Source organism: Cytobacillus sp. IB215316, from assembly GCF_033963865.1.
Taxonomy (GTDB): Bacteria; Bacillota; Bacilli; order Bacillales; family SM2101; genus Nanhaiella; species Nanhaiella sioensis.
The window spans coordinates 31647-52001 of record NZ_JAXBMC010000013.1; the positions used below are offsets into that span (position 1 = coordinate 31647).

23 protein-coding genes and 1 pseudogene are annotated in these 20355 nt (G+C 34.2%); 1 reads left to right on the forward strand and 23 read right to left on the reverse strand.

The window, feature by feature from the left end:
• Positions 1-135: 135 nt before the first annotated feature.
• The 10 genes from splB to SLH48_RS17470 all read right to left on the reverse strand — a co-directional run bounded on the left by splB (position 136) and on the right by SLH48_RS17470 (position 7381).
• Positions 136-1164, reverse strand: coding sequence for a spore photoproduct lyase (gene splB / locus SLH48_RS17425; RefSeq protein WP_214484182.1), 1029 nt, complete (start codon positions 1162-1164; stop codon positions 136-138).
• 111 nt (positions 1165-1275) lie between these two features.
• Positions 1276-1515, reverse strand: coding sequence for a transcriptional regulator SplA domain-containing protein (locus tag SLH48_RS17430; protein ID WP_214484183.1), 240 nt, complete (start codon positions 1513-1515; stop codon positions 1276-1278).
• 340 nt (positions 1516-1855) lie between these two features.
• Positions 1856-2422 carry a DUF4825 domain-containing protein gene (locus tag SLH48_RS17435; protein ID WP_320259194.1) on the reverse strand — a complete coding sequence of 189 codons (567 nt, stop codon included), beginning with the start codon at positions 2420-2422 and terminating at the stop codon, positions 1856-1858.
• Position 2423: 1 nt separating this feature from the next.
• The gene (locus tag SLH48_RS17440; protein ID WP_320259195.1) at positions 2424-3095 is read right to left on the reverse strand and encodes a hypothetical protein; all 672 of its coding nucleotides are present in this window, start codon (positions 3093-3095) and stop codon (positions 2424-2426) included.
• A 14-nt stretch (positions 3096-3109) separates the two neighbouring features.
• Positions 3110-3442 carry a PadR family transcriptional regulator gene (locus SLH48_RS17445; protein ID WP_320259196.1) on the reverse strand — a complete coding sequence of 111 codons (333 nt, stop codon included), beginning with the start codon at positions 3440-3442 and terminating at the stop codon, positions 3110-3112.
• 283 nt (positions 3443-3725) lie between these two features.
• Positions 3726-4592 carry a permease gene (locus tag SLH48_RS17450; protein ID WP_214484187.1) on the reverse strand — a complete coding sequence of 289 codons (867 nt, stop codon included), beginning with the start codon at positions 4590-4592 and terminating at the stop codon, positions 3726-3728.
• A 93-nt stretch (positions 4593-4685) separates the two neighbouring features.
• Positions 4686-4949 (reverse strand): ArsR/SmtB family transcription factor, encoded by a 264-nt coding sequence (locus tag SLH48_RS17455; RefSeq protein ID WP_250886799.1) that lies wholly within the window; start codon positions 4947-4949, stop codon positions 4686-4688.
• Positions 4950-5367: 418 nt separating this feature from the next.
• Positions 5368-5997, reverse strand: a complete 630-nt coding sequence (locus SLH48_RS17460; RefSeq protein ID WP_320259197.1) for an NUDIX hydrolase — start codon at positions 5995-5997, stop codon at positions 5368-5370.
• A gap of 132 nt (positions 5998-6129) precedes the next feature.
• Positions 6130-6648 (reverse strand): NUDIX domain-containing protein, encoded by a 519-nt coding sequence (locus tag SLH48_RS17465; RefSeq protein ID WP_320259198.1) that lies wholly within the window; start codon positions 6646-6648, stop codon positions 6130-6132.
• Between the two features lie 325 nt (positions 6649-6973).
• A complete protein-coding gene (locus SLH48_RS17470; protein ID WP_320259199.1) occupies positions 6974-7381 on the reverse strand; it encodes a VOC family protein in 408 nt (135 codons plus the stop codon).
• A gap of 206 nt (positions 7382-7587) precedes the next feature.
• Between SLH48_RS17470 and SLH48_RS17475 the strand changes: the two genes are divergently transcribed.
• Positions 7588-8016, forward strand: coding sequence for a VOC family protein (locus SLH48_RS17475; protein ID WP_320259200.1), 429 nt, complete (start codon positions 7588-7590; stop codon positions 8014-8016).
• Between the two features lie 35 nt (positions 8017-8051).
• On the opposite strand, the gene SLH48_RS17480 is transcribed toward SLH48_RS17475, so the two are convergent.
• The 13 genes and pseudogenes from SLH48_RS17480 to SLH48_RS17540 form a co-directional block, all read right to left on the reverse strand.
• Positions 8052-8768 carry a YebC/PmpR family DNA-binding transcriptional regulator gene (locus SLH48_RS17480; RefSeq protein WP_214484193.1) on the reverse strand — a complete coding sequence of 239 codons (717 nt, stop codon included), beginning with the start codon at positions 8766-8768 and terminating at the stop codon, positions 8052-8054.
• A 295-nt stretch (positions 8769-9063) separates the two neighbouring features.
• A complete protein-coding gene (locus SLH48_RS17485; RefSeq protein WP_320259201.1) occupies positions 9064-9678 on the reverse strand; it encodes an HAD family hydrolase in 615 nt (204 codons plus the stop codon).
• Between the two features lie 343 nt (positions 9679-10021).
• Positions 10022-10198: a hypothetical protein gene (locus SLH48_RS17490; protein ID WP_320259202.1), complete on the reverse strand. Its 177-nt coding sequence runs from the start codon at positions 10196-10198 to the stop codon at positions 10022-10024.
• Between the two features lie 424 nt (positions 10199-10622).
• Positions 10623-11087 carry an NUDIX hydrolase gene (locus SLH48_RS17495; protein WP_320259203.1) on the reverse strand — a complete coding sequence of 155 codons (465 nt, stop codon included), beginning with the start codon at positions 11085-11087 and terminating at the stop codon, positions 10623-10625.
• Positions 11088-11151: 64 nt separating this feature from the next.
• Positions 11152-11619: an NUDIX hydrolase gene (locus SLH48_RS17500; RefSeq protein WP_320259204.1), complete on the reverse strand. Its 468-nt coding sequence runs from the start codon at positions 11617-11619 to the stop codon at positions 11152-11154.
• Between the two features lie 281 nt (positions 11620-11900).
• The gene (locus SLH48_RS17505; protein WP_214484197.1) at positions 11901-12791 is read right to left on the reverse strand and encodes a 5'-3' exonuclease; all 891 of its coding nucleotides are present in this window, start codon (positions 12789-12791) and stop codon (positions 11901-11903) included.
• Between the two features lie 232 nt (positions 12792-13023).
• Entirely contained in the window at positions 13024-13593 is a 570-nt protein-coding gene (locus SLH48_RS17510) for a TetR/AcrR family transcriptional regulator (protein WP_320259205.1), read from the reverse strand.
• 24 nt (positions 13594-13617) lie between these two features.
• Entirely contained in the window at positions 13618-14325 is a 708-nt protein-coding gene (locus tag SLH48_RS17515) for an MBL fold metallo-hydrolase (protein WP_320259206.1), read from the reverse strand.
• Positions 14326-14671: 346 nt separating this feature from the next.
• Entirely contained in the window at positions 14672-15337 is a 666-nt protein-coding gene (locus SLH48_RS17520) for an HAD family hydrolase (protein ID WP_320259207.1), read from the reverse strand.
• Positions 15338-15384: 47 nt separating this feature from the next.
• Positions 15385-16209, reverse strand: a complete 825-nt coding sequence (locus SLH48_RS17525; protein WP_320259208.1) for an MBL fold metallo-hydrolase — start codon at positions 16207-16209, stop codon at positions 15385-15387.
• Positions 16210-16556: 347 nt separating this feature from the next.
• Positions 16557-17533, reverse strand: a pseudogene (locus SLH48_RS17530) (quinone oxidoreductase family protein).
• A 355-nt stretch (positions 17534-17888) separates the two neighbouring features.
• On the reverse strand, positions 17889-18854 hold the full coding sequence (locus SLH48_RS17535; protein WP_320259209.1) for a Gfo/Idh/MocA family oxidoreductase: 966 nt from the start codon (positions 18852-18854) through the stop codon (positions 17889-17891).
• 343 nt (positions 18855-19197) lie between these two features.
• On the reverse strand, positions 19198-19851 hold the full coding sequence (locus SLH48_RS17540; protein ID WP_320259210.1) for a FusB/FusC family EF-G-binding protein: 654 nt from the start codon (positions 19849-19851) through the stop codon (positions 19198-19200).
• Between the last annotated feature and the right edge of the window lie 504 nt (positions 19852-20355).

A 20355-nucleotide genomic window follows, 5' to 3' on the forward strand; every position in this document is an offset into this window, starting at 1 on the left:
GACTTTATCAAACTTTTTAAGAAAAGGCCCAGGGCATAAAAGTAATATTGCAAGCTAGATCAACACCGAAGACTTATTGTAACTCTCATGTTTTATTGCTAGTTAAGGTTCTACATTTATCCATCAGAAAACAGCTTAAGTAAAATACTCAATTTTTGCTTCTGGAAAAAATTGATCTACATAACTTTCCAATGTATCTTTAAGTTCTGCCTCTTCATCTTTTTGATAGATATATTTTCCGATTCCATACCTCCCCCATTTATACCTTCTATCTTCTTCCTCCATTTTGAGCTTTGATTTTGGATAGTTTTTTTCGATCACACGTTTAGCTGGCTTCGTAAATCTATGTTGAATCATCTCAAAGGTAATATCATCTCTTTGTGTTTTTGGTAGCTGTTCATCTAGTTTGATGAATAAATTTCGATATCCCTCTTTCCACCCTTCATGCAAGTAAATAGGGGCTACAATAAAACCTAATGGATACCCTGCATCTACAACTTTTTTAGCTGCATCAATTCGATCTGATAATGGCGACGTACCTGGTTCAAAATTTTTTATGACATAATCTGCATTGATACTAAAGCGAAAGCGAGTTTTTCCGTTATGGTTAGCAGTTAACAAATGATCTACGTGGGAGAATTTTGTGACGAACCGTAATTTACCTAAATCACTTTGTCCAAAATACTCTATTGTTCGTTTTAAAGTATGTGTTAAGTGATCGATCCCTACAATATCTGAAGTACAAGAGGCTTCAAATCTTGTCTCCTCTGGTGAACGCTCAACCATATATTGATGAGCTTGATCAAGAATTTCTTCTACATTGACATACGTTCTAATATAAGGTTTGCTTCCCATTGTCGTTTGTAAATAACAATAATGACAATGTCCCATACATCCAGTCGCCAAAGGAAGTGCATATTCAGCCGAAGGCTTTGATGAATCAAATTTTAACGTTTTTCTAACACCTATCACTAACGTTGATTTAGCGTTACGATATTGTTGCAAATGACCTTCACCTGGTATATTCCTTACTTGATTATGAGAGGTCGTTTTTCTTATTTCGACGCCTAAGTCGTTAAATTTATCTAAAAGCTCTTCACCAAGCTTGTAAGTTATAGCATTAGGTTCATAGTAGACAAGCTGTGGCATAAAGGGCTTTACCATATATTTCACTTCCTTATCGTAATGTCCGAATTGTAACTTCATAAAATATAAGTCTCAGTCCCATGAATAATTAATGTTATAACCTACCGTAAATCCAATAGTCATGTTAGTTTAGTCTTGTTCGTAATCAAATATATTATTGAACGCTTTTTCTGCTTCTTCATACGTAGGATAAACTGCATCATCCTCGTCAATTAAATGAAAAGATTCATGAAGAAAAAGTGCAACATCATTGTTATTTTCTGGATGTGCTACTATTTCAGCTTGCTCAATATTTGCTACATTTGGGGTATGAGGGTTGCGATATATCACATACACCTGATCTCCTGCTTTAACTTGTTTGTTGTCCATACAGTTAACCTCCTTTTAAACAATATCGTTTCCTTCCATGCTGAATCTATGTATTATCCTTTAAACAAGGTGTTATCACTTGTTGTAGGCAATACCACCATCAGAAAGTTACAAAATTGCTTTGCTTATTGTCTTGCAATGAAAACTATGAAGCAGTTTGTATTCCATTCATATGAATCAATAATAATTATGAGAGAAAGATCATTATTACCAAATTATGAAGTAGTAATTAATGATAAAACAAAACAAGTCGATTCCTTCACTAATGGAATCGACTTGCTTTTTCTGTTAAAGCTTACTATTCGGCTTTAATCAACACTTCTCATGAGTATAAGAACAATCAATATGTTTCTCTTTCAAATACCGTTGTTATTCCTTCTTTAATATTATTATTATGAACTAACCTGTTTTGGATTTTTTCTTCCCATATACTTTTATGCGTTAAACTTCTCAAATCTACCCCATACCATCGCTCAAGACTTGTACGTGAAACTTTATACCTTTCATCATCAAGTGAAAAATATAAACCTTCTAAGTTATCAATGAGCGCAAAAGCAGCTGTCGCATTGTAAATAAAAGCTCTATCAACATTTTCTTTGTTACTATTTAATATTTTTTCCTGATAGATAATTTCAAAAGTAAGTAACTCTGGGTACGATTGATAAGTTCTTTGAATATCGTTTAATGGTAAGTGATCAAAAAGCATACCCAGATTCGCAGCATTTCCCATGTATTGATTTTTATAACTTAGAATACGGTCAAAGTCATGTGTTAGTGGGTCTTGTTGTTCTATGGCATATTGTTTTTCATTTGCATTTATTTTTGGCAATACGATCACATTAACAACTCCATACAGCCCTAACCCTGTTATTAATAACAATATAATTAATTTGCTTCTAAAATTCATTTCATCCACCTACTTCATATTTTTGAATAAGCTTTACGGCTTTACTGAAAAGTAAAGGGATAATAATTGAAACGACCGGTAATACAAGGCTGATAACTAAAATCATAAATTGGTATGGTCCATTAATATCAGTAGATCTCCCAAACCAAATATCACTTCCAAACTGCATGCCAATTGTACTTATTGAGCAAACAACTATAAATAATATCCATATATTCCAAACAATTTTTTTATATAAAAATGCTGATTTTAAATTGAATCTTGATACTTTATTAATGTAAGCCTCATCTTTCATACTACTGAATAGTAAAAACAATATCCCGATGATGAACAAGGAAATGAGCAAAAAAGTCGACAGTAGCTTACCCATTCCAACAATACTCATAGGTATCGTGACGATCCAAGAGATAATGACATACAACAAACCGTACTGGAGCATTTCAGTTTTATATTGATTTGTAAAAATATCCTTGTGATCTCCAATTAACATTTGGATACTGTCAATATTTTGTGTCGCAAGTTTAACTGCTTGATGATAAGCTATACCATCGTTAGTAAGATCTGTTACTTTCGCTTCTAGATTACTTAATATTTCATCCTTCAATTCTCTAATTTGTGCACTTTCCACATACCCTTTAAATAAGCGGTTTACATGCTTTTCTAAATCATTCACCTTGACGCCTCCTTTCACTCAATTAATTGATCAATTAGCGTTTTTGCAGTTTTCCAAGCGCTAAGGTTCTTTCGATAAGTTTCTGTTCCCAATGAGGTTATCTTATAATACTTCCTTCTCCCCCCGTGGCTTTCATTTCCCCAATAAGATTGAATTAGCTTCTGTGATTCCAGTCTTTTCAAACTTGTATATAATGAAGTTTCCTTCAATTCGTATGTTCCATTACTTTTCTTTGCAATTGCTTTTATTATTTCGTAACCATAATTATCGTGTTCCAACAGTACGCAAAGAATAATCGTATCAATATTTCCACGAATCAACTCTCGACTAATGCTTATCTCACTCATTGCACTCACCTCGCAATTACAACATATTACTATGTATGACGTAGTACTTTATTATAAGTAATAATAATACAATTTCTATAAATTGTAAATGGATTCCAATAAAAAAATACCACACGTTTATGTATGGTATGTCATATTACTTAGCTTGCTGTATTTTGTTGTCACTAGCTTCTTTAATCTTTACAGTACAGCAGTTTGATTCAGCTTTATCATTCTTTATCAATTTATTTATTAAACGTAACACCGACTTCACCTCCTTACTCGGATACTCCTACCTGAATTGTTAGATCATATAGAAAATAAAGCCTGAAATGGTTGACATAATGACTACAGATAGTACAAACGTTGTAACTAACTCTTTTTTAAAGATTGTTTTTAATAAAATGACTTCTGGTAAGCTGGCTCCTGCTGAACTGATCATCATTGCCATTACTGGACCTAACGCCATCCCTTTCATTATTAATATTTGTGAAATAGGAATCATGCTAGAAAGCCTTATATATAACGGTATTCCAACGATAGCTGCAATAGGAATTAACCACCAGTGTTCATTACCAAATGCACTAGAAATCCATTCTGTAGGTACAAGACCATGAATAACTGCACCAATTGCAGCACCAATAATAAGGTATGGGTATACATTTTTCATAAGATCAATTGTTTCCTTTATTGCTAGTTTAAAGTTAAATTTTTTCTGTCGTTCCTCATACCCAGACATCACAACATTTTTGACATACTTTTCAAAACCTAGTGCCTCAAGAATAAATCCAATAATAATCGAGATCATTGTTGTGACGATTGTATAAATAATCGTTACCTTCCAACCTAGAATAACTCCCATCACCGTTAAAATAGTCGGGTCAAGAACAGGTGAAGAAAATAAGAAGATCATTACGATCCCAAAAGGTAATTTTTTCTTTAACATATTAACTACAATTGGAATTGTCGAGCATGAACAAAACGGTGTTATAAATGCAAATATGACTGCTGAAAAAGCTGCGATTATTTTGTTTTTTCCTATTAACTTTTTCTCAATTTTTTCGTATGGAATAAAGCCTTGTAATAAACTAATGACAAACGAAATTACGACAAATAAAACTGTTAATTCTAATGCAATATACAAAAAGCTATGTAATGTATTAATCCACATTTTCTTCCTCCTTATAATTGGCCTATATATTTATATAAATCAAAAAAAGTTGATATATTAATCAAAAAAAGTTGATTAATAGTCTAAAAAAAATTAAGATTTTGGCCTAAATAAGCAACATAGTTCCTCAGAAAGCAAATGGTTGACTTCTTCCATATTTAGCTCATAGTAGCTCCATGTTCCTCTCGTTTCTCTTGTTAAAATGTTTGCATCATATAATATTTTCAGATGATAGGATAATTTAGATTGAGTCATATTTACTAATGGAGCTAAATCACATACACACATACCCCCTTTTTGCGTTAAAATATTCATAATTTGTAACCTTTTTTTGTCCGCAAGTGCTTTAAACTTCATTTCATAAGTCTCAAATGTCCGTTCTGCTGATATATCATTTAATGGAATAATGTTCTCCACATTACCACTCCCTTTTATATATTGTTCTAAATATTGCTTATTGTTTTTCATCAACTCTTATACTGCTAGCACCTTTTCTTCTATATGACGATGATAAGCGTTGTCTTTCTGTTCGTAAACTTTATTGCTTTTTTTCACTTGTATTTAAGTTTCTACTTAATATAATTGTTATAGTCTTTATAGAAGAAAAGATGCAACCGAAAATTAGTTTTATTTATGCTTAGCTCTTATTACGAAAAGCAACAATTAATCCGAAAACAGCCATCTATATACAAAAAAATATACTAAGGACTTATTAAAACAATTTTTTTTGATATAATCATCATATATGTGATGTTATTAAATGTCAATGATTAAATCAATTTTTTTTGATGTATTTATTTATTTTCGAAATAATACTTTCATAATACACCTGCTCATGTGGCACAAATTCGGCTTTACTCACAATTTGATCTATAGGCAATCTTCTCCCATTCTCATCAATTTCAAATCCAACTATGTTTAAATGTGTTCTACCTCCTAACCACAGTTCACTGAAGTGATTAAAATCGGCTTTCACAATTCCTGATACTTCTTCCTTTTGTAGTTTGAAGTTTTCCATATTACTTTTATAATCGAATAGGAAAACATTTGCTATTTCCTTATCGACTAATTGTTCATGAATCACACAATATTTGAAGATTCCTAATGAAACAAGTTCTTCCATCGTTACTTGAATACCAAGCTCTTCATGAACTTCTCTCACTCCATCGCTCATCGTTTCATTAGCTAATATATGTCCAGCAGCTGTAATGTCTAAAAGGTTAGGATAGTCCTTTTTAATTGCACTCCGTTTTTGAAAATAAATATAATCTTTTCCATTATCTTTACTAATAAACCAGCAATGAAATGTTTCGTGCCAATAACCAAATTTATGTACTTCATCTCTAGTAGCTACACCACATTCATTTTGGGACTCGTCAAAGACCTTAATTAATTCTTTTTCCATATTTACTCCCGCTTATGTATAAATTTTTTGAGTTGACTAAGTGAACTTCCTACTACTTTTTCGACTGCAAATTAACTTTCAGCCATTTAAATAGCTATAATTCTATGACTATCGTTCCCTACCTTTGATCTGTTAAGTTAACGAGGTTTTTTCCCAATCTTCTAACAACCCCCATGTGACTACAGGATCTCCATTTAATGATTTCATTGAACCTACATATACGTTCTTTGATAGTTTTGCAGTTTTTTCATAATGCTTAGCAATCTCTTTAGTTGTCGCTGAGACATTAATGTTAGAAATTTCATTATAATTTTTCCAACATAATGACCCTTCATCGCTATCGATTAACTTAGAGTCTTTAGACACATTGCCAAAAAAAACATATTGTATCCTTATTTCTTTAGTTTCACTCAATCGATGAACAATGTATCGCAAAGTTAAGTTATCTATGCAACTACTAGTTAGACCTGTTTCTTCTGCTATCTCCCTTATACAGGCCGATTTAGGATCACATATTTCTTCTCCTTCAATATGGCCACCAATTGGCACTAACAAGCCTGCTAGAAATGTGTCTTTTGGCTTTTTTTGAAGAAATAACACTTGTTGCTCCTCATTGATTAGAAAAGCCACTGCCATTTGCCGTAGTTTCAAAAGCTCACCCTTCTCTATTTAAAAGGTAATTCTCGTATTGACTGTTCGTACTAAAGTTAAATATGTATATAACTAATGTTTGCGACATCTTTTCTTCTTTAAAATCAGCCTCTATGGGATGAAATCTCCATTTTGCGTCAATATGTAAGGCTGTTTTCGCATTGATTGTTGTTTTTTATTAAGCATATACATCTAGCATTCGTGGCATCTTTGCTACTTTTACAATGGTTGAGCTCTTATAAAACTCATCATACAGTCCATTTTTAATTAAATTAGCAACAAAGTTTACGAAAAAAACCATTGAAATAAAAAATAACTACACAGCTTAATTCTTCATTTGTGGCGAATCAGGGTTCATTTGCATAAATTCAATTGCATTACCATCGGGATCCTTAACCCAACATTGAAAGTTCAAATCTAACCCTTGCAAAGGCTCTACATCTAATTTCAAGCCATTTTTCTTTAAATGATTTGCAATTTCATGGATGTCAGTAACTTCTAAACATAAATGAGCATAACCAATTGTACTTCCATCTACTTCATTCGTTTTTTTACCGCCATAAAATAACTCAATAAACTGCCCTTCCCTTATTTTCAAATAAACAATCCAAGGTTCGTCATCACTATTCTTTAATTCAAATAACTTTTGAAACCCCAAAATATCACAGTAAAAATGGAGCGATTTTTCCATATTCTTAACAGTATAAGCTGTGTGACCTATCCCTTTAATCAAATTAAAAGCCCCCTTATAATTATTTATATATTTAAATAGTACGATACCATACAATAGGTCTTCAACTATTTTATCGACTACTAATTTGAAGGATGTAAATATTGTTTAGGGAAGAAATAATCATTGAAGAGATGATACAACTTCTTGACCCTCACGTAACGTGATGGCGTATCTTTGAATTATCATCAGTCAAAGGAGGAAGTAACATGGAATATTATCCAATGCCATTATTCGTCAAACTTTCAGTAAAAAACATGGATGATTCACTGAAATGGTACAACGAGGTTATCAACTTTAACTCAATATTCGAGCTACCAGATAAGGAGGGTAACACAATTATGGCTCATATTCGTGGTGAAAAGTATCAAGATATTTTGTTGCTGAAGGATAATAGCCAAGATAAGTGCAGTAAACAGGGGATCGTTGTAAACCTATCAGTAGAGGATGTTCATCAATTTTTCGAAAGCGCTTTAGCAGCGAATACTAAAGTAATTGAAGGTCCCATTGACCAACCATGGAATGCACGTGAACTCATTTTAAAAGATCCAAATGACTACACGATCACACTTTCTATGCAAATAAACAATGACAAATCAATGGATGAAATAACGAGGGGTCTGTCCCCTCAACGTTAACACGTCAAAGCAAAAAAGGGGGCTGTCCCCCTTTGTTATTTAATGTCAACGTTGTGATAAACTTGTTGAACATCTTCTAAGTCTTCTAATACATCTATTAACTTCTCGAATTGCACCTGTGCATCTTGTGGAAGTTCTACCTCGTTTTGTGCAAGCATTGTAATTTCAGCTACTGAAAATTCAGTGATACCTGCATTTGTACAAGCTTCTTGTATTGTATGAAATTGATCAGGTTCTCCATAAATGATAACTGCGTTATCTTCTTCTAATATGTCACGAACATCTAAATCAGCTTCCATTAATAGTTCGAGTACCTCATCAGCTGTTTTACCTTCTAAACCAATAACAGCTGTTGCATCAAACATATATGCAACTGACCCACTGACACCCATATTACCACCATTTTTACCGAAGGCAGCTCGTACATCTGATGCAGTGCGGTTTACGTTATTCGTTAATGCATCTACAATGACCATAGATCCATTTGGTCCGAATCCTTCATAACGAAGTTCATCATAGTTTTCATCAGAACCACCTTTAGCTTTTTCAATGGCACGTTCAATAATGGCTTTCGGCACATTGTAAGTTTTTGCACGCTCTAGAACAAATTTTAAAGTTTGGTTTGCTTCAGGATCTGGTTCACCCTGCTTGGCAGCCACATAAATTTCTCGACCAAACTTAGCATAGATACGACTCGTATTCGCATCCTTTGATGCTTTTTTCTCTTTAATATTGTTCCACTTACGACCCATTTCTTTTCACTCTCTTTCATGTATGAATCTATACAATATAACTAATGAAGCTCTTTAAATGATAGAAGTCAATAATTTTACACAGACATCTTACCACTTAAATTAGTTTTAATTATTTGCAGTAACATCCAATTTAGCACTTATATTGATTATAGCATAATTAAGTAAGTGATTTTTGATTACATATTGAAGAATTATTGGCATTGCTCAATACTAAATTAGATTAAATTAGCTGTGAAAAAGCCTGCTGAATCAAAATTGATTTCAGCAGACTATATCATTAGTAAGAAACATTTCATAGTTCCTTTATTGCATCAAATGTATCGATACTATAATCGTATTGAGTAACTTCACCAAACCCATACTTAGCAAATACAAACGGTATTCCCGCAAACTTCGCTGCTGTTCGGTCACCTTCAGTATCACCTACATAAATCGGGTCTACTAATTGATTTCTGTTGATGACCAGCTTGATATTTTCACCTTTTGATAGCCCAGTTCTTCCAGGATTCTCATAATCAATAAAATACTTATCTAGCTTATGATATTTGTAAAATGCTTCGATATAGCCGTCTTGACAATTACTAACGATAAACAATTTGTAAGTTTGAGATAACTCACTGAGGACTTCTTCCACACGGTCATATAGTACCCCACCGTGATTTGCTAAGTGGTTACATTCAACTTGACAGCAATCTGCTAATATTCGTTGTTGCAAACTTGCCCCAAGATGAGGGAATAGCTTCTCCCCAATCTCCTTCGATTGCAAGCCCATCGTGCCAGTTAAATCGTCTACTGTTATACTGTAATTAACTTCATCATATCTGGCTAATACATCATTCCAACAAGTTAAAATCTCACGACTAGAATCCCAAAGTGTACCGTCCAAATCAAAAATAATGCTATCCATATAATGCCCTCCAATACAAAGGGACAAGAATTATAGAGGACTGCTCTCGTCCCCTTGCAAGTTAATATTTTTTGTCGATTACACACATACGATTGTCCAAAAAGTCACCTCTTTGTTTTCGTATATGATTACGGTTGTAGTCGAAGCAACCGGGAGGTATCCGCCGAAAAATCGATAAACCTCCTCCTCGTCAACTAGGGTTACCTTACCTAGTCCAGGCGCTTTTACACCAATCATTCTACCCTACCCTTCTATTAAAAAATCCAATTATTATTCTACAATACTTTCGTTTATTATTCAATGTATAAATAGAAATTTTATTAAATTTATGAAATAATTACCATTAAATATAATTAAAAGGAGCAGTTATGGCAACGATGGGAATTTCAATGTTTCCAGTAATTTCCTCTAACTCAGCAAAGTACGGGTTATGGTTAACATCTATATCAATTGGTATAATAGCTGGCACTACCTTATCTAGTATACAAAATAAATTTCCACTTAAACTGAGTCTTTCCAATCGTTTCTATATTTCCAGGTGCTCTCTGCTTATTATCTATAACCACAATTAAGAGACTTATCATTCCTTATGTTTTGTTTAGGTTTGCTTGGGCTATATCCAAACATGCATACGAATAAATCTACCCCAACACTTTATTGGAACTGGATTTTCCTTTCTGTCGTCACTGTTAGGCTCTTTATGCTCTTTATGCCCTTTAGGATATTTTGCAGGTAGTGTAATAGGAGGATTAACATCGGGACATTTATGTTATTTTTAACAGCTATCGGATATATTGGGTTTACTGTTTATTGTTTATTACACCCTAAACTAAATAAGCTGACAAATCGATTACATGACTGTTTAGAAGGATCATAATCACAAAAAACCCCATTCGTTAAACACAATGAGGCTAAGGCGTTTTCTATATTCAAAAGTATCATAATCAACTAATAACAGGTAACTGCTTTTTCTCCGCCCAATCGAGAATAAAAGCTTTTTGACGTGGATTTAAATTTTGGGGCAGCTCTTCTTTCAAAAAGAATCTATGCTCCCGACTTTCAATATCCATTTGCTTTAATTCTCCTTTATAACAGCTCGTTTTAAAGATGAGTTGCACGCTATAAACTTCATCACCATTAGGATATTTAACGAAACATGCTTCACCTGAATATATACCGAATAAATCTAATTTCTCTACTTGTAAGCCGGTTTCTTCAAACGTTTCTCTTTTAGCTGTTTGTTCAAACGACTCTCCTATTTCCATAACCCCACCAGGGATACACCAATTATCCTCATCAGTTCGATGCTGCAATAAAATTCTTTCTCCATCTTCGATAATTACTCCACAGCCAAGTGTAAAAAGAGTTTGGTGACCGATGAGCTTTCTCATATCCTTAATATAATTCATCTGCGATTACCTTTCCTTTGTGTTGTATGCATAATTGATGTTACTTCATAAAATTTTTAAAATGTTATTCTCCTTTATAAAGAGCTTCTTTTTGCAAATACTCCTTTATAATGGGATAATCAGGTGGATTTATTTTTTCCGGGAGTTCATTAAGATGAAAAAATTGTAGATCAGCTACTTCACTTACATCCTTCTTACACACTCCATCATATGAAGTACATATAAATACTGAAACTACATTATATACTTCGTCACCATTTGGATATTTATAATAAAATTCTTCACCTGAAAAAACATTAAATAGCTTAAGAGAATTTGCTGTTAACCCTGTTTCTTCAAACAGTTCACGCCTTGCCACTTCTTCTAACGTTTCTCCCATCTCTGAAGAGCCTCCTGGCAACCCCCAACGTCGATTATCTTTGCGCAATTGTAATAATACTCTATTACTTTTATCTAAAAGAATGACACATGCACCTACCATAATCAGAGGACAATTACCTACCAACTTTCTCAAATCCATGATATAGCCCATATTTTTTCTCCTCTAACATGGTATAATTTTCTAAATATTAGTAATTATATCATATTTTAATACTAGATTTAGTAACAAAGAGGTTGTTTTTCATACTAAGAAATAAAGACACATACCAAAAAGTACTCATGGTACCTTTAACTCTCTATGGCACATATCACCTCATTTTACTGTTCTACAACAAAGTTATCAAAAAGAGCCAAATAAAAATAAAAACACATGAAAATTTATTACATCTCATGTGCTTTCTTACAAGTATGCTATTGCAACAGTTTTTCTACTTATCTTTTAACCTTTGCTTTCAATCCATATTTTTCAAACTCTTCGTGAATTATTTCTTCTTCTAATTGAAGTAGAAGTTCAGAAATCTCAAATTCATTGATTTGTGGTATATCGACAATAATTTCAGCTAACTTCTTACTTAAAAAAGCCATTTCCTTGCCTGCAATTAATTTTTTCTTATATCGGTTGAAGGACTTGTCTAAGTCATCAATTTGTTCATATAGTTTATCTATGCCATCATACATTTTCACTAAAGGAAGTGCTGCTTTTTCACCAACACCAGTGACGCCGGGAATGTTATCACTTTTGTCCCCTAATAGTGCCTTCACATCAACCCATTGACTTGGAGATATTTCGTATTCATTATGAAAGTCTTGTAATCTGTAAATGGTATCACCTTTAGATTTAATTGCAATAACTTGCGAAATATTTTGATCTAATAATTGTAATAAGTCTCGATCATTACTGTATATATAGCACTGCTTTTGATGCTCGCGACTCCATTTTGTTGCTAAAGCCCCTATTACATCATCTGCTTCATAGCGATCTACAGAAATTTGAGAAATCCCAATTTTATCAAGTATTATTTTTGACGTTTCGAATTGCTGAATCAGAGGGTCCGGTAGTTCGCCTCTTGTCGCTTTATAATCTTCAAACATGTCACGCCTAATGACTTCATCACGCTTTACATCCCATACAATTGCTACATGTGTCGCTCGTAGATCTTCAATTAACGCAAAGATTTTATTAAACTTGACTCGTAACGCGTTAATGTATAACCCTTGGCTATTTTTTGCAAGCTGATCCTCATCCCTACCATAGGAAGTTGCAAAGTAACACCTGCTTAATATATTAAATCCATCTATTAAAAGTAAACTATGGTTTTCCATTTTATCGTCATACACCCTTTCAGAAACAGCACTTACTTCCTATCATTTTATCATAACGATGTTGCATATAACTTGCTAAGATGTTGGAAAATCCAGAGACTTTTTAACTCAACCATTACGTATCAAACGAAGAATTCATCTTGAATGGATAAAAAATCTTTCGGCATTGGTATGACAAAACATAGAGTCCCCCTCCATGCTCCATACAACCAAGCCTAATCATCTATCACTGTTATTTCTGCATTTTGTTAATACCATTAAGATATGTGCTTACGATATAATATAGGCTATCATCAAGGCTCAGATTCAAACCAAACCCAGCATGCTGCTCTAATGAAGAGAATCCATGTAAGATGCTCCTTAAGCCTCTAACGGTATGAAGAGCGGCTTCATCCTCTAATCGAAAAGTTTGCAGGACAGCTAACACAAGGTTAACGATGTTACGGCTTGCCTTTTGCGCTGCTTCATCAGATGCATCAGGCGCCATTAATGTTGCTTCATATAATCCACGGTTCGAACGAGCAAAGTTCACGTAGGCTTTCGCTAATGAATGTACAGCATCTTCCCCTGCGATCCCTATTACAGCACTTGTCAGTTCATTATGAAGTTTCTCAAGTCCAAAAATGGCTAGCTGTTTTCTTAATCCAGGTAACCCATCAATATGGTTATATAATGAAGGAGGACGAATGTTCAGCTTCTTTGCTAATATAGCTAATGTTACTGCTTCAAGCCCTTGTTCATTTGCAATCTCTGCTGCAGCTTGTAATATTGTTTGTAAATCTAAACCTGTTCTAGGTGACATGCTCTTTCTCCTTTGTCAATTGAATTAGCCAATCTTTCTTTCAGCTTCTTGAATAGCATGATTCATTGCTGAGGCGGGATTATTTAGTAGATTTCCGTGACCGACTGCTAGTAGTGCTGGCTTATACTTCATTAGCTTCTTTGCACTTTGAAGTGCTTGTTCTTTGTTCCATGTTGCCATTGCGGGGAAGGGGAACGAAACTCTTAATTGTCCAGCAACAGCTATTCCTCCCCTTATTTGAAATGTATCTCCAGCAATTAATGTGTTTGAACGCGTATCTAAGAAGGTTAGGGACCCTGGAGTATGCCCAGGAGTTGAAATTGTTAGTAATGAACCAATTACATCTCCTTCGTTAAGTAGCACATCTGGTTTTGTCTGAATACCTTTAGGAACTCCACCTCGAATAGGAGTGTTTGGTTCATCAGCGTGTAAAGATTTGTCTCCAGCTAATAGTTTAGCATCACGACTTGAGATATAAACCTTGGCATTTGGGAGTTTATTTTTCAAGTTATCTAAAGCACCAACATGGTCATCATGGGCATGGGTTAAACATATTTTTGTAATGGGTTTACCAATTGATTCAGCTGTACGCAAAATCTCCTTGGCACTGTATGGCAAAGCTGCATCAATTAATGTCAATTCACCATCTTCCTCGACAAGATAGCTATTCACAGGCATTAAACGGGGTAAAAACGTCAACTGATATAAATATTTTTCTTGCTTTTTCCTCATTTAATTCTCACCTCATATCCATAAACTAATAATATTAGTTTTATAATAACTAACGTTATTAGTTTTGTCAAACATTAATATTTAATATGGCTGTTTTATAAATAAACCATACTCAACTAGTTGGCACCTTCTCTTCTGTACATTGATGACTAACAATATAAAACCACTTTTTTGGTACTAAATTGATAACAATAGCAACAAATTTTCGAAAAGAACCTTTAATAAAATGAGCATATTAGCTCTATAATCTCCAGTCATTTAGAGCAATATTTCCGACATAAAGAAAATAATTTTAAAAAAGGTAGGACTCCATATATCCGATGAGTCTTACCTTTTTGAAAGAGTTTTATATAACTTTATTCGCTAAAAAAATCTCCCTAATCTTTTCAACATTATTTGCAATGTAAGTAGGTTTAACAATACTCAGTTCTTCAAATGAGCCGTAACCATATGTGACGCCTATGGAATCAATTCCGGTATTATTCGCGCCGATAATATCATGCTTACGGTCACCAATCATAATAAAATCATTCAGCTCATTTTCGTTGTACTCATCTAAAACGTGCTGAATAATTTCTGTTTTTGATGCCCTTGATCCATCAAGATTGCTACCAACTACTAGGTCAAAAAACTGTTCTATATGGAAGTAGTTGAGTATCTTTTCTGCAAATACTGTCGGCTTTGAGGTTGCTACAACTAACTTATAATTTTGTTCCTTAAGTTGACTTAACAGGCGAGGAACATTTGGATATAGGACATTCTCAAACATCCCCTTGTCCTTGAACCTCTCTCTATATAATTCAATTGCTCGTTCAATTTTCTCCTCATCAAAATGATAATAATCTGCAAAAGAAACTTGTAAAGGTGGACCAATAAAGCATTCAAGCTTATCAAGATCATTCTCAACAATATTCATGTTCTTCAATGCATATTGAACTGATTTGGTTATGCCTATTTTAGGATCTGAAAGTGTTCCATCTAAATCAAAAAGAATTACTTTGTAATTACCCATGTTCAAGTCCTTTCTTAGCACACTGTATTTGTTCTATTCTGTTAACGTTATGAGATTCCTAGCTCTCTACTTAATAATTGCTGGTTTTCCTTATGGAAATCTTTCATCATTCTTGGAAAGCGATATTTCTCTATCATTTTTTCAATTTGTTCCTTGTTGTTTTCCTGGAGCAATGCTCTAAGCTGTTTTATGTACGTCATTGATTCTAGTTTTCTTTGTTTGATAATGGACTTATCTTCAGTTACAGCCCCATGCCCTGGAATCATTAATTTGATATCGTGCTGCTCTAAAATTCCGTCTACTTTATTTAGCGTGAGTTCATACGCTTTACTGCTATGGTATATGAGAGGGAATTCGCAATCTGAAAGATAATCACCTGCTAGAAAAATGCCTAGAGGTTCAATAACTGTGAATAATCCACAATCAGTATGACCTTGCGCTTTATAAAAAGTAAGTGTTGTACCTTCTATAGTCAATTGCTCTCCATCCACTTGAATGACGTGGTTAACTTTCGGATAAGTAATTTCATACCCTCTCTCAATGTAGTTCCTATCATCGAAAGAATAGATTTGTTCAAGAATACGCACCTTTTCCTTATGGTCTTTGTTTACTAGCTCAAAACTAGCAATGATCGTTGCATCAGGAAAAGCCCCATATCCGATAATATGGTCCCAGTCCGAGTGAGTAAATAATAGATATAACTTTCGATCGCCTTTATTTCGATAAACATATTCTTTTATTTGTTCTACCTCAGCTGGTAACCATGTCGGGTCAACAACTAATACAAATTCTGGAAGTATAATAACTGTTGATGTCGTTTGAAATAATGCACTTTGAAACACTGTAATATATTGATTTTTATATATTATCATCTAACTCCCCTTCGTTAAGACTATCTTCCCATACGTTTATCTGATAGTCATTGTTTTAAACGAACACTCAAATTGATTTGTACATCGCTCTTAATACAATATAATTATGGCTCCTTTTGTAAACTTTGTTGTATTGAGACTAACTTAGGACAGCAGCAAATAAACTTTGACTATATGTTTAATGAGAACGACTTGATTTGTACGTACTTATTTCTTAGGACTAAAAGCAACAATCGATGCGAAAACAGTCTAAAATTAATGAGAAAATACTCTATTAATAAACCCCTATGCTTGTATGCTAGTACCAAAACAAATGCAACAATTGACAATCTCTTACTATTATAAGGTTATCCTCTGACGGTTAATAGTACCTTTCCTATATTCTCTCTTGATTCAATATATTCATGGGCTTTCCTTGCTTCTTGTAAAGGAAACTCTTTGCCCATTTTCATCGTTAATTGTTTGTTTGATAAATATCTTATGATTTGCTTAGCTGCTTGTTCTAACAACTGAGGCCTTTCCTTTCGTGTGGTACCTAAACTGAACCCTAGTACAGATCTACAACTTGAGTGAAGCTCACTTGTTTCAAAATGCCCTACTTCACCACTGGAATTTCCAAATTGGATCAGCCTGCCATACTTCGCTAAGCATGCTAAACTTTGTTCAGTAATCCGACCAGCGATAGAATCTAAAACAATATCTACACCTGTCCCATTCGTAAGCTCTTTTACTTTGTTTGAAAAAACCCATCATATAACATGACCTCAGCAGCCTCAGCTTCTCTCACAACTGAAAATTTAGCCTCATTGCTAACCGTACCAATCACTTTGCCTGCACCTAGTAACTTTGCCAATTAAATAGCAGTTGTCCCTACTCCTCCCGCGGCCGCATGTATAAGGACCGTCTCCTCTTTTCGAACCCTAGCAATATTATTAAGTAGCTTATACGCTAAGATTGAAACTGTTGGGCAAGCTGCAGCTGTTGAAAAATCAATATCTTCATGAAGAACAAAGGTTAATGATTCTTTAGCCACCACGTAATCAGCATAGGAGCCATTTGAAGGAAACGCGATCACTCTTTGGCCAACATATATCTTCTCAACTTCATCCCCAACAGCTTCCACCGTTTCCTGCTACATCCAAGCCGATCGATAATAGAAAGCTTCCATGACCTTTGTTCCCTTTTCTTTTTTTATATCTGCAAAATTAACACTCGTTTTCTCTACGCGAATTAATACTTTATGTGGACCTGCGACAGGAATTTCAACGTCTGTTAATTCAAGTACTTCAGGACCACCAAATTGATTAATAACAATACTCCTCATTTCTATCCACCTCTATAATCAATTACCATATAATACCACATCAATTATTTTATCTTACACTATAAAAAATCTATAATAGCAATATGTTATTACAGCGGATAAGAATTAATTATTATACGTTCTTTTATGAAAAAAAAGAGACAGGGTATATATTATGGGAGTCTGAACCGGTTTTCAGGGTGGTTTCCTCGTTCTTTGCTATCTTCATTAGGTGTGTATTCAAGCGATAATGAATTCTTCACTAACTAATGTAGGAGATGCTCCATAGTGGTTTGTCGATATGCACCCAATGATGGACTTTCACCATGTAGATATGCTATATCTGGCATAAAAAAAAAGAGACACAATAGTGCCTCTACTTCGCCAATAAAATTTCATCTAACACCTTTTGAACTGCATAACCTTCCTTAAAAGATACGAGCTTAGCTGAATCGCCTTTGATCGCCTTCACCAGTTCGTCCACTACGTTTTCTTTGTCAACACTATCAACGGGAATGATACTTCCATTGTCATCAGCTCTAGTTTCTGAAAGGATTCCCCAATTTTCAATTTCCAATGTTCCTTGGTCTCCGAAAACTTTTAGAGAAAGATGCTCCTGTTGACCAATACCTGCTAACCCGTTAAATAGAACGGGAATTCCACCTGAAAGCTTCATAGAGCTGATAAAGCTTGTTTCACACAAGTCTTCATTTTCAGGATATTCAACACTTGATCGTACAATGCTCATTTCCCCGAAAACGTCGTGTATGATTTGAATAAAATGAGGAGCAACTTCTCGAATAAATCCCCCTTGTTCCCTGCTAGAAATCCATTCGTTTTGCTGCCATTTTCGAGGCCACTCCGTAAAGTGCAAGTTAAGCTCAATTTTTTTTACTGACCCGAGCTCACCATTCATGATCTTATTTTTGAATACTTGGAATGCCTGACTATATACCATTGGAAAATTCATGGCATGCACAATATTAGCTTTTTCAGCCTCTTCTACCATTTCCAATGCTTCTTCAGTAGAATTTGCAAGCGGCTTTTCGCATAGCAGGTGTCGGCCGTTTCTTATTACATCTATTGCTATTTTATGATGGAATTTAGGAGGAACCCCCACATAAATTAACTGAATACTTTCATCCTTAAGCATATCTAAATGATCCAAGTATAGAGATACATTTGGCAATTCATCCTTAAATTTGTTTAAACTATCTGCGTTTCGATCACAAAGCGCCGCAATATCAATTTCATTATGCTGTTGAAATTGTCGTAACACTCTTTCACCGATCGCTCCCATGCCAATTAAACCTACTTTTATTTTTTCACTCAAAACCGTCACCTTCTGTCTCGTTGTTTTATTAGGGCTTTTTCGTTAACTTTGTTGCTATTTAGTAAGGCTTTCGTTTCGGAAGCTTTGTTGCAATTGTTCCTAAATTTGAAGGTAAAGATGTTGGTTAACGGAACAGTTATCGTTTTTAAAAAATAAAAGATGCCACGAAAGCTAGTTGTATTCATGTTTAATTTTTGTACGAAAAACAACATCTTATGCGAAGACAGCCTTTAGCTAAAAGATACGAAAGGGCAGAAGATTTCTGCCCCTTGATGCTCACTTTCCACAGCACGGGCGGTGAGCATCCATAACACCTTCCTCACTTTTCCCGTGGTTTCAAATACATTGGAGGTTAACCTCTTACATTTCGAATAAAGCTTTCTAAATTTGATACATCTGTTATGTTCTGATTACACTCTTCACTGTTCATACACATATAATTTCCATAAGATTTATAATAATCAGGTGAAGCATTTTTAGGTTTTGTTTTAGATATTGCTGAAACGAACACAACCTTACTGAATCCTTTACATAACGAGCATATATCCTTTTTGTTCGTTATAGTAAAGTTACCTTCTATACCCATTAGTTCATTGTCTAGTTCATAAACGATAAACAGTTTATTTTTTGATATATCAAGCCAACCTAGATAGGTCAAGAATTGAAAATCTATACTTGCTAAATCAGGTAGCTTAAGTTTTTTATTTTTTGAGAATAGTTTTGTTAATTGTTTTTTAGTCACTTGTGGAAATTCTAACAGCAATGGCTCTAATGCATTTATATACTGTTGAAACTCCTCCGCTGTTTCTAAATCAGTCATTTTCCTTAACATTTGATCTTGTGAATCCGTCGTATGAGAAATAGCATCTAGAACTTTAGATAGCGCACTATATTTCGCTACTTCCATTACATTTAGATCAGCTGTAGTCTTTAAAGCATATTGAATAATGCTTGCTTGTCTCTTAATTAGATTATATTGATGGTTCCTAATAAATGGTTTACTCATAATATCTTCCGCTCCTTATTTTAAAAATAAAATGAAGGTGCAAAACCACATTTAGGAACGAGCTTATACGGGCGACGTAAAGAGGTTGCTTAAGCTTTGAACACTCTAGTTACCTCAATGTCCACCCATGCAAAGAATCGCCCCCAGCCGCAGGCTTTGCATGGGATATCTTTAACTTTGGCAAGCATAATTCGTTTGCCATTTTTCATCCACCCCCTTAATTGTTCATTATATATAAAATTCAGTCTTCATACATCATTCTTAAAAACTTTTACTCGATCATACAAATCTCTCTGCTATTTGGTATTATATCAAAGGAATAAAGATTTGACTGCGTTAAAACTCCAGTGGGTTAAGATACTATTCCATGAACCTAAACCATGACCACCAATCTGTAATATAGTAATTAAAGTTGAATGTTAAATGCTCCACTTTTGTAGAAAACAAACTTATACCTCCAACGGACAGAAATCCTCTTTCTACCATGATAATGAGTATACGATG

What these genes read in the sequence shown, in the direction of transcription:
- SLH48_RS17445 (WP_320259196.1), bottom strand. Translation starts at nt 3,442, where the DNA reads ATGAGTGAGATAAGCATTAGTCGAGAGTTGATTCGTGGAAATATTGAT.
- SLH48_RS17475 (WP_320259200.1), top strand. Translation starts at nt 7,588, where the DNA reads ATGGAATATTATCCAATGCCATTATTCGTCAAACTTTCAGTAAAAAAC.
- SLH48_RS17435 (WP_320259194.1), bottom strand. Translation starts at nt 2,422, where the DNA reads ATGAATTTTAGAAGCAAATTAATTATATTGTTATTAATAACAGGGTTA.
- SLH48_RS17525 (WP_320259208.1), bottom strand. Translation starts at nt 16,209, where the DNA reads ATGATAATATATAAAAATCAATATATTACAGTGTTTCAAAGTGCATTA.
- SLH48_RS17520 (WP_320259207.1), bottom strand. Translation starts at nt 15,337, where the DNA reads ATGGGTAATTACAAAGTAATTCTTTTTGATTTAGATGGAACACTTTCA.
- SLH48_RS17495 (WP_320259203.1), bottom strand. Translation starts at nt 11,087, where the DNA reads ATGAATTATATTAAGGATATGAGAAAGCTCATCGGTCACCAAACTCTT.
- SLH48_RS17510 (WP_320259205.1), bottom strand. Translation starts at nt 13,593, where the DNA reads ATGTCACCTAGAACAGGTTTAGATTTACAAACAATATTACAAGCTGCA.
- SLH48_RS17460 (WP_320259197.1), bottom strand. Translation starts at nt 5,997, where the DNA reads ATGGAAAAAGAATTAATTAAGGTCTTTGACGAGTCCCAAAATGAATGT.
- SLH48_RS17515 (WP_320259206.1), bottom strand. Translation starts at nt 14,325, where the DNA reads ATGAGGAAAAAGCAAGAAAAATATTTATATCAGTTGACGTTTTTACCC.
- SLH48_RS17430 (WP_214484183.1), bottom strand. Translation starts at nt 1,515, where the DNA reads ATGGACAACAAACAAGTTAAAGCAGGAGATCAGGTGTATGTGATATAT.
- SLH48_RS17450 (WP_214484187.1), bottom strand. Translation starts at nt 4,592, where the DNA reads ATGTGGATTAATACATTACATAGCTTTTTGTATATTGCATTAGAATTA.
- SLH48_RS17485 (WP_320259201.1), bottom strand. Translation starts at nt 9,678, where the DNA reads ATGGATAGCATTATTTTTGATTTGGACGGTACACTTTGGGATTCTAGT.
- SLH48_RS17480 (WP_214484193.1), bottom strand. Translation starts at nt 8,768, where the DNA reads ATGGGTCGTAAGTGGAACAATATTAAAGAGAAAAAAGCATCAAAGGAT.
- splB (WP_214484182.1), bottom strand. Translation starts at nt 1,164, where the DNA reads ATGGTAAAGCCCTTTATGCCACAGCTTGTCTACTATGAACCTAATGCT.
- SLH48_RS17505 (WP_214484197.1), bottom strand. Translation starts at nt 12,791, where the DNA reads ATGGAAAACCATAGTTTACTTTTAATAGATGGATTTAATATATTAAGC.
- SLH48_RS17455 (WP_250886799.1), bottom strand. Translation starts at nt 4,949, where the DNA reads ATGAAGTTTAAAGCACTTGCGGACAAAAAAAGGTTACAAATTATGAAT.
- SLH48_RS17500 (WP_320259204.1), bottom strand. Translation starts at nt 11,619, where the DNA reads ATGGGCTATATCATGGATTTGAGAAAGTTGGTAGGTAATTGTCCTCTG.
- SLH48_RS17540 (WP_320259210.1), bottom strand. Translation starts at nt 19,851, where the DNA reads ATGAGTAAACCATTTATTAGGAACCATCAATATAATCTAATTAAGAGA.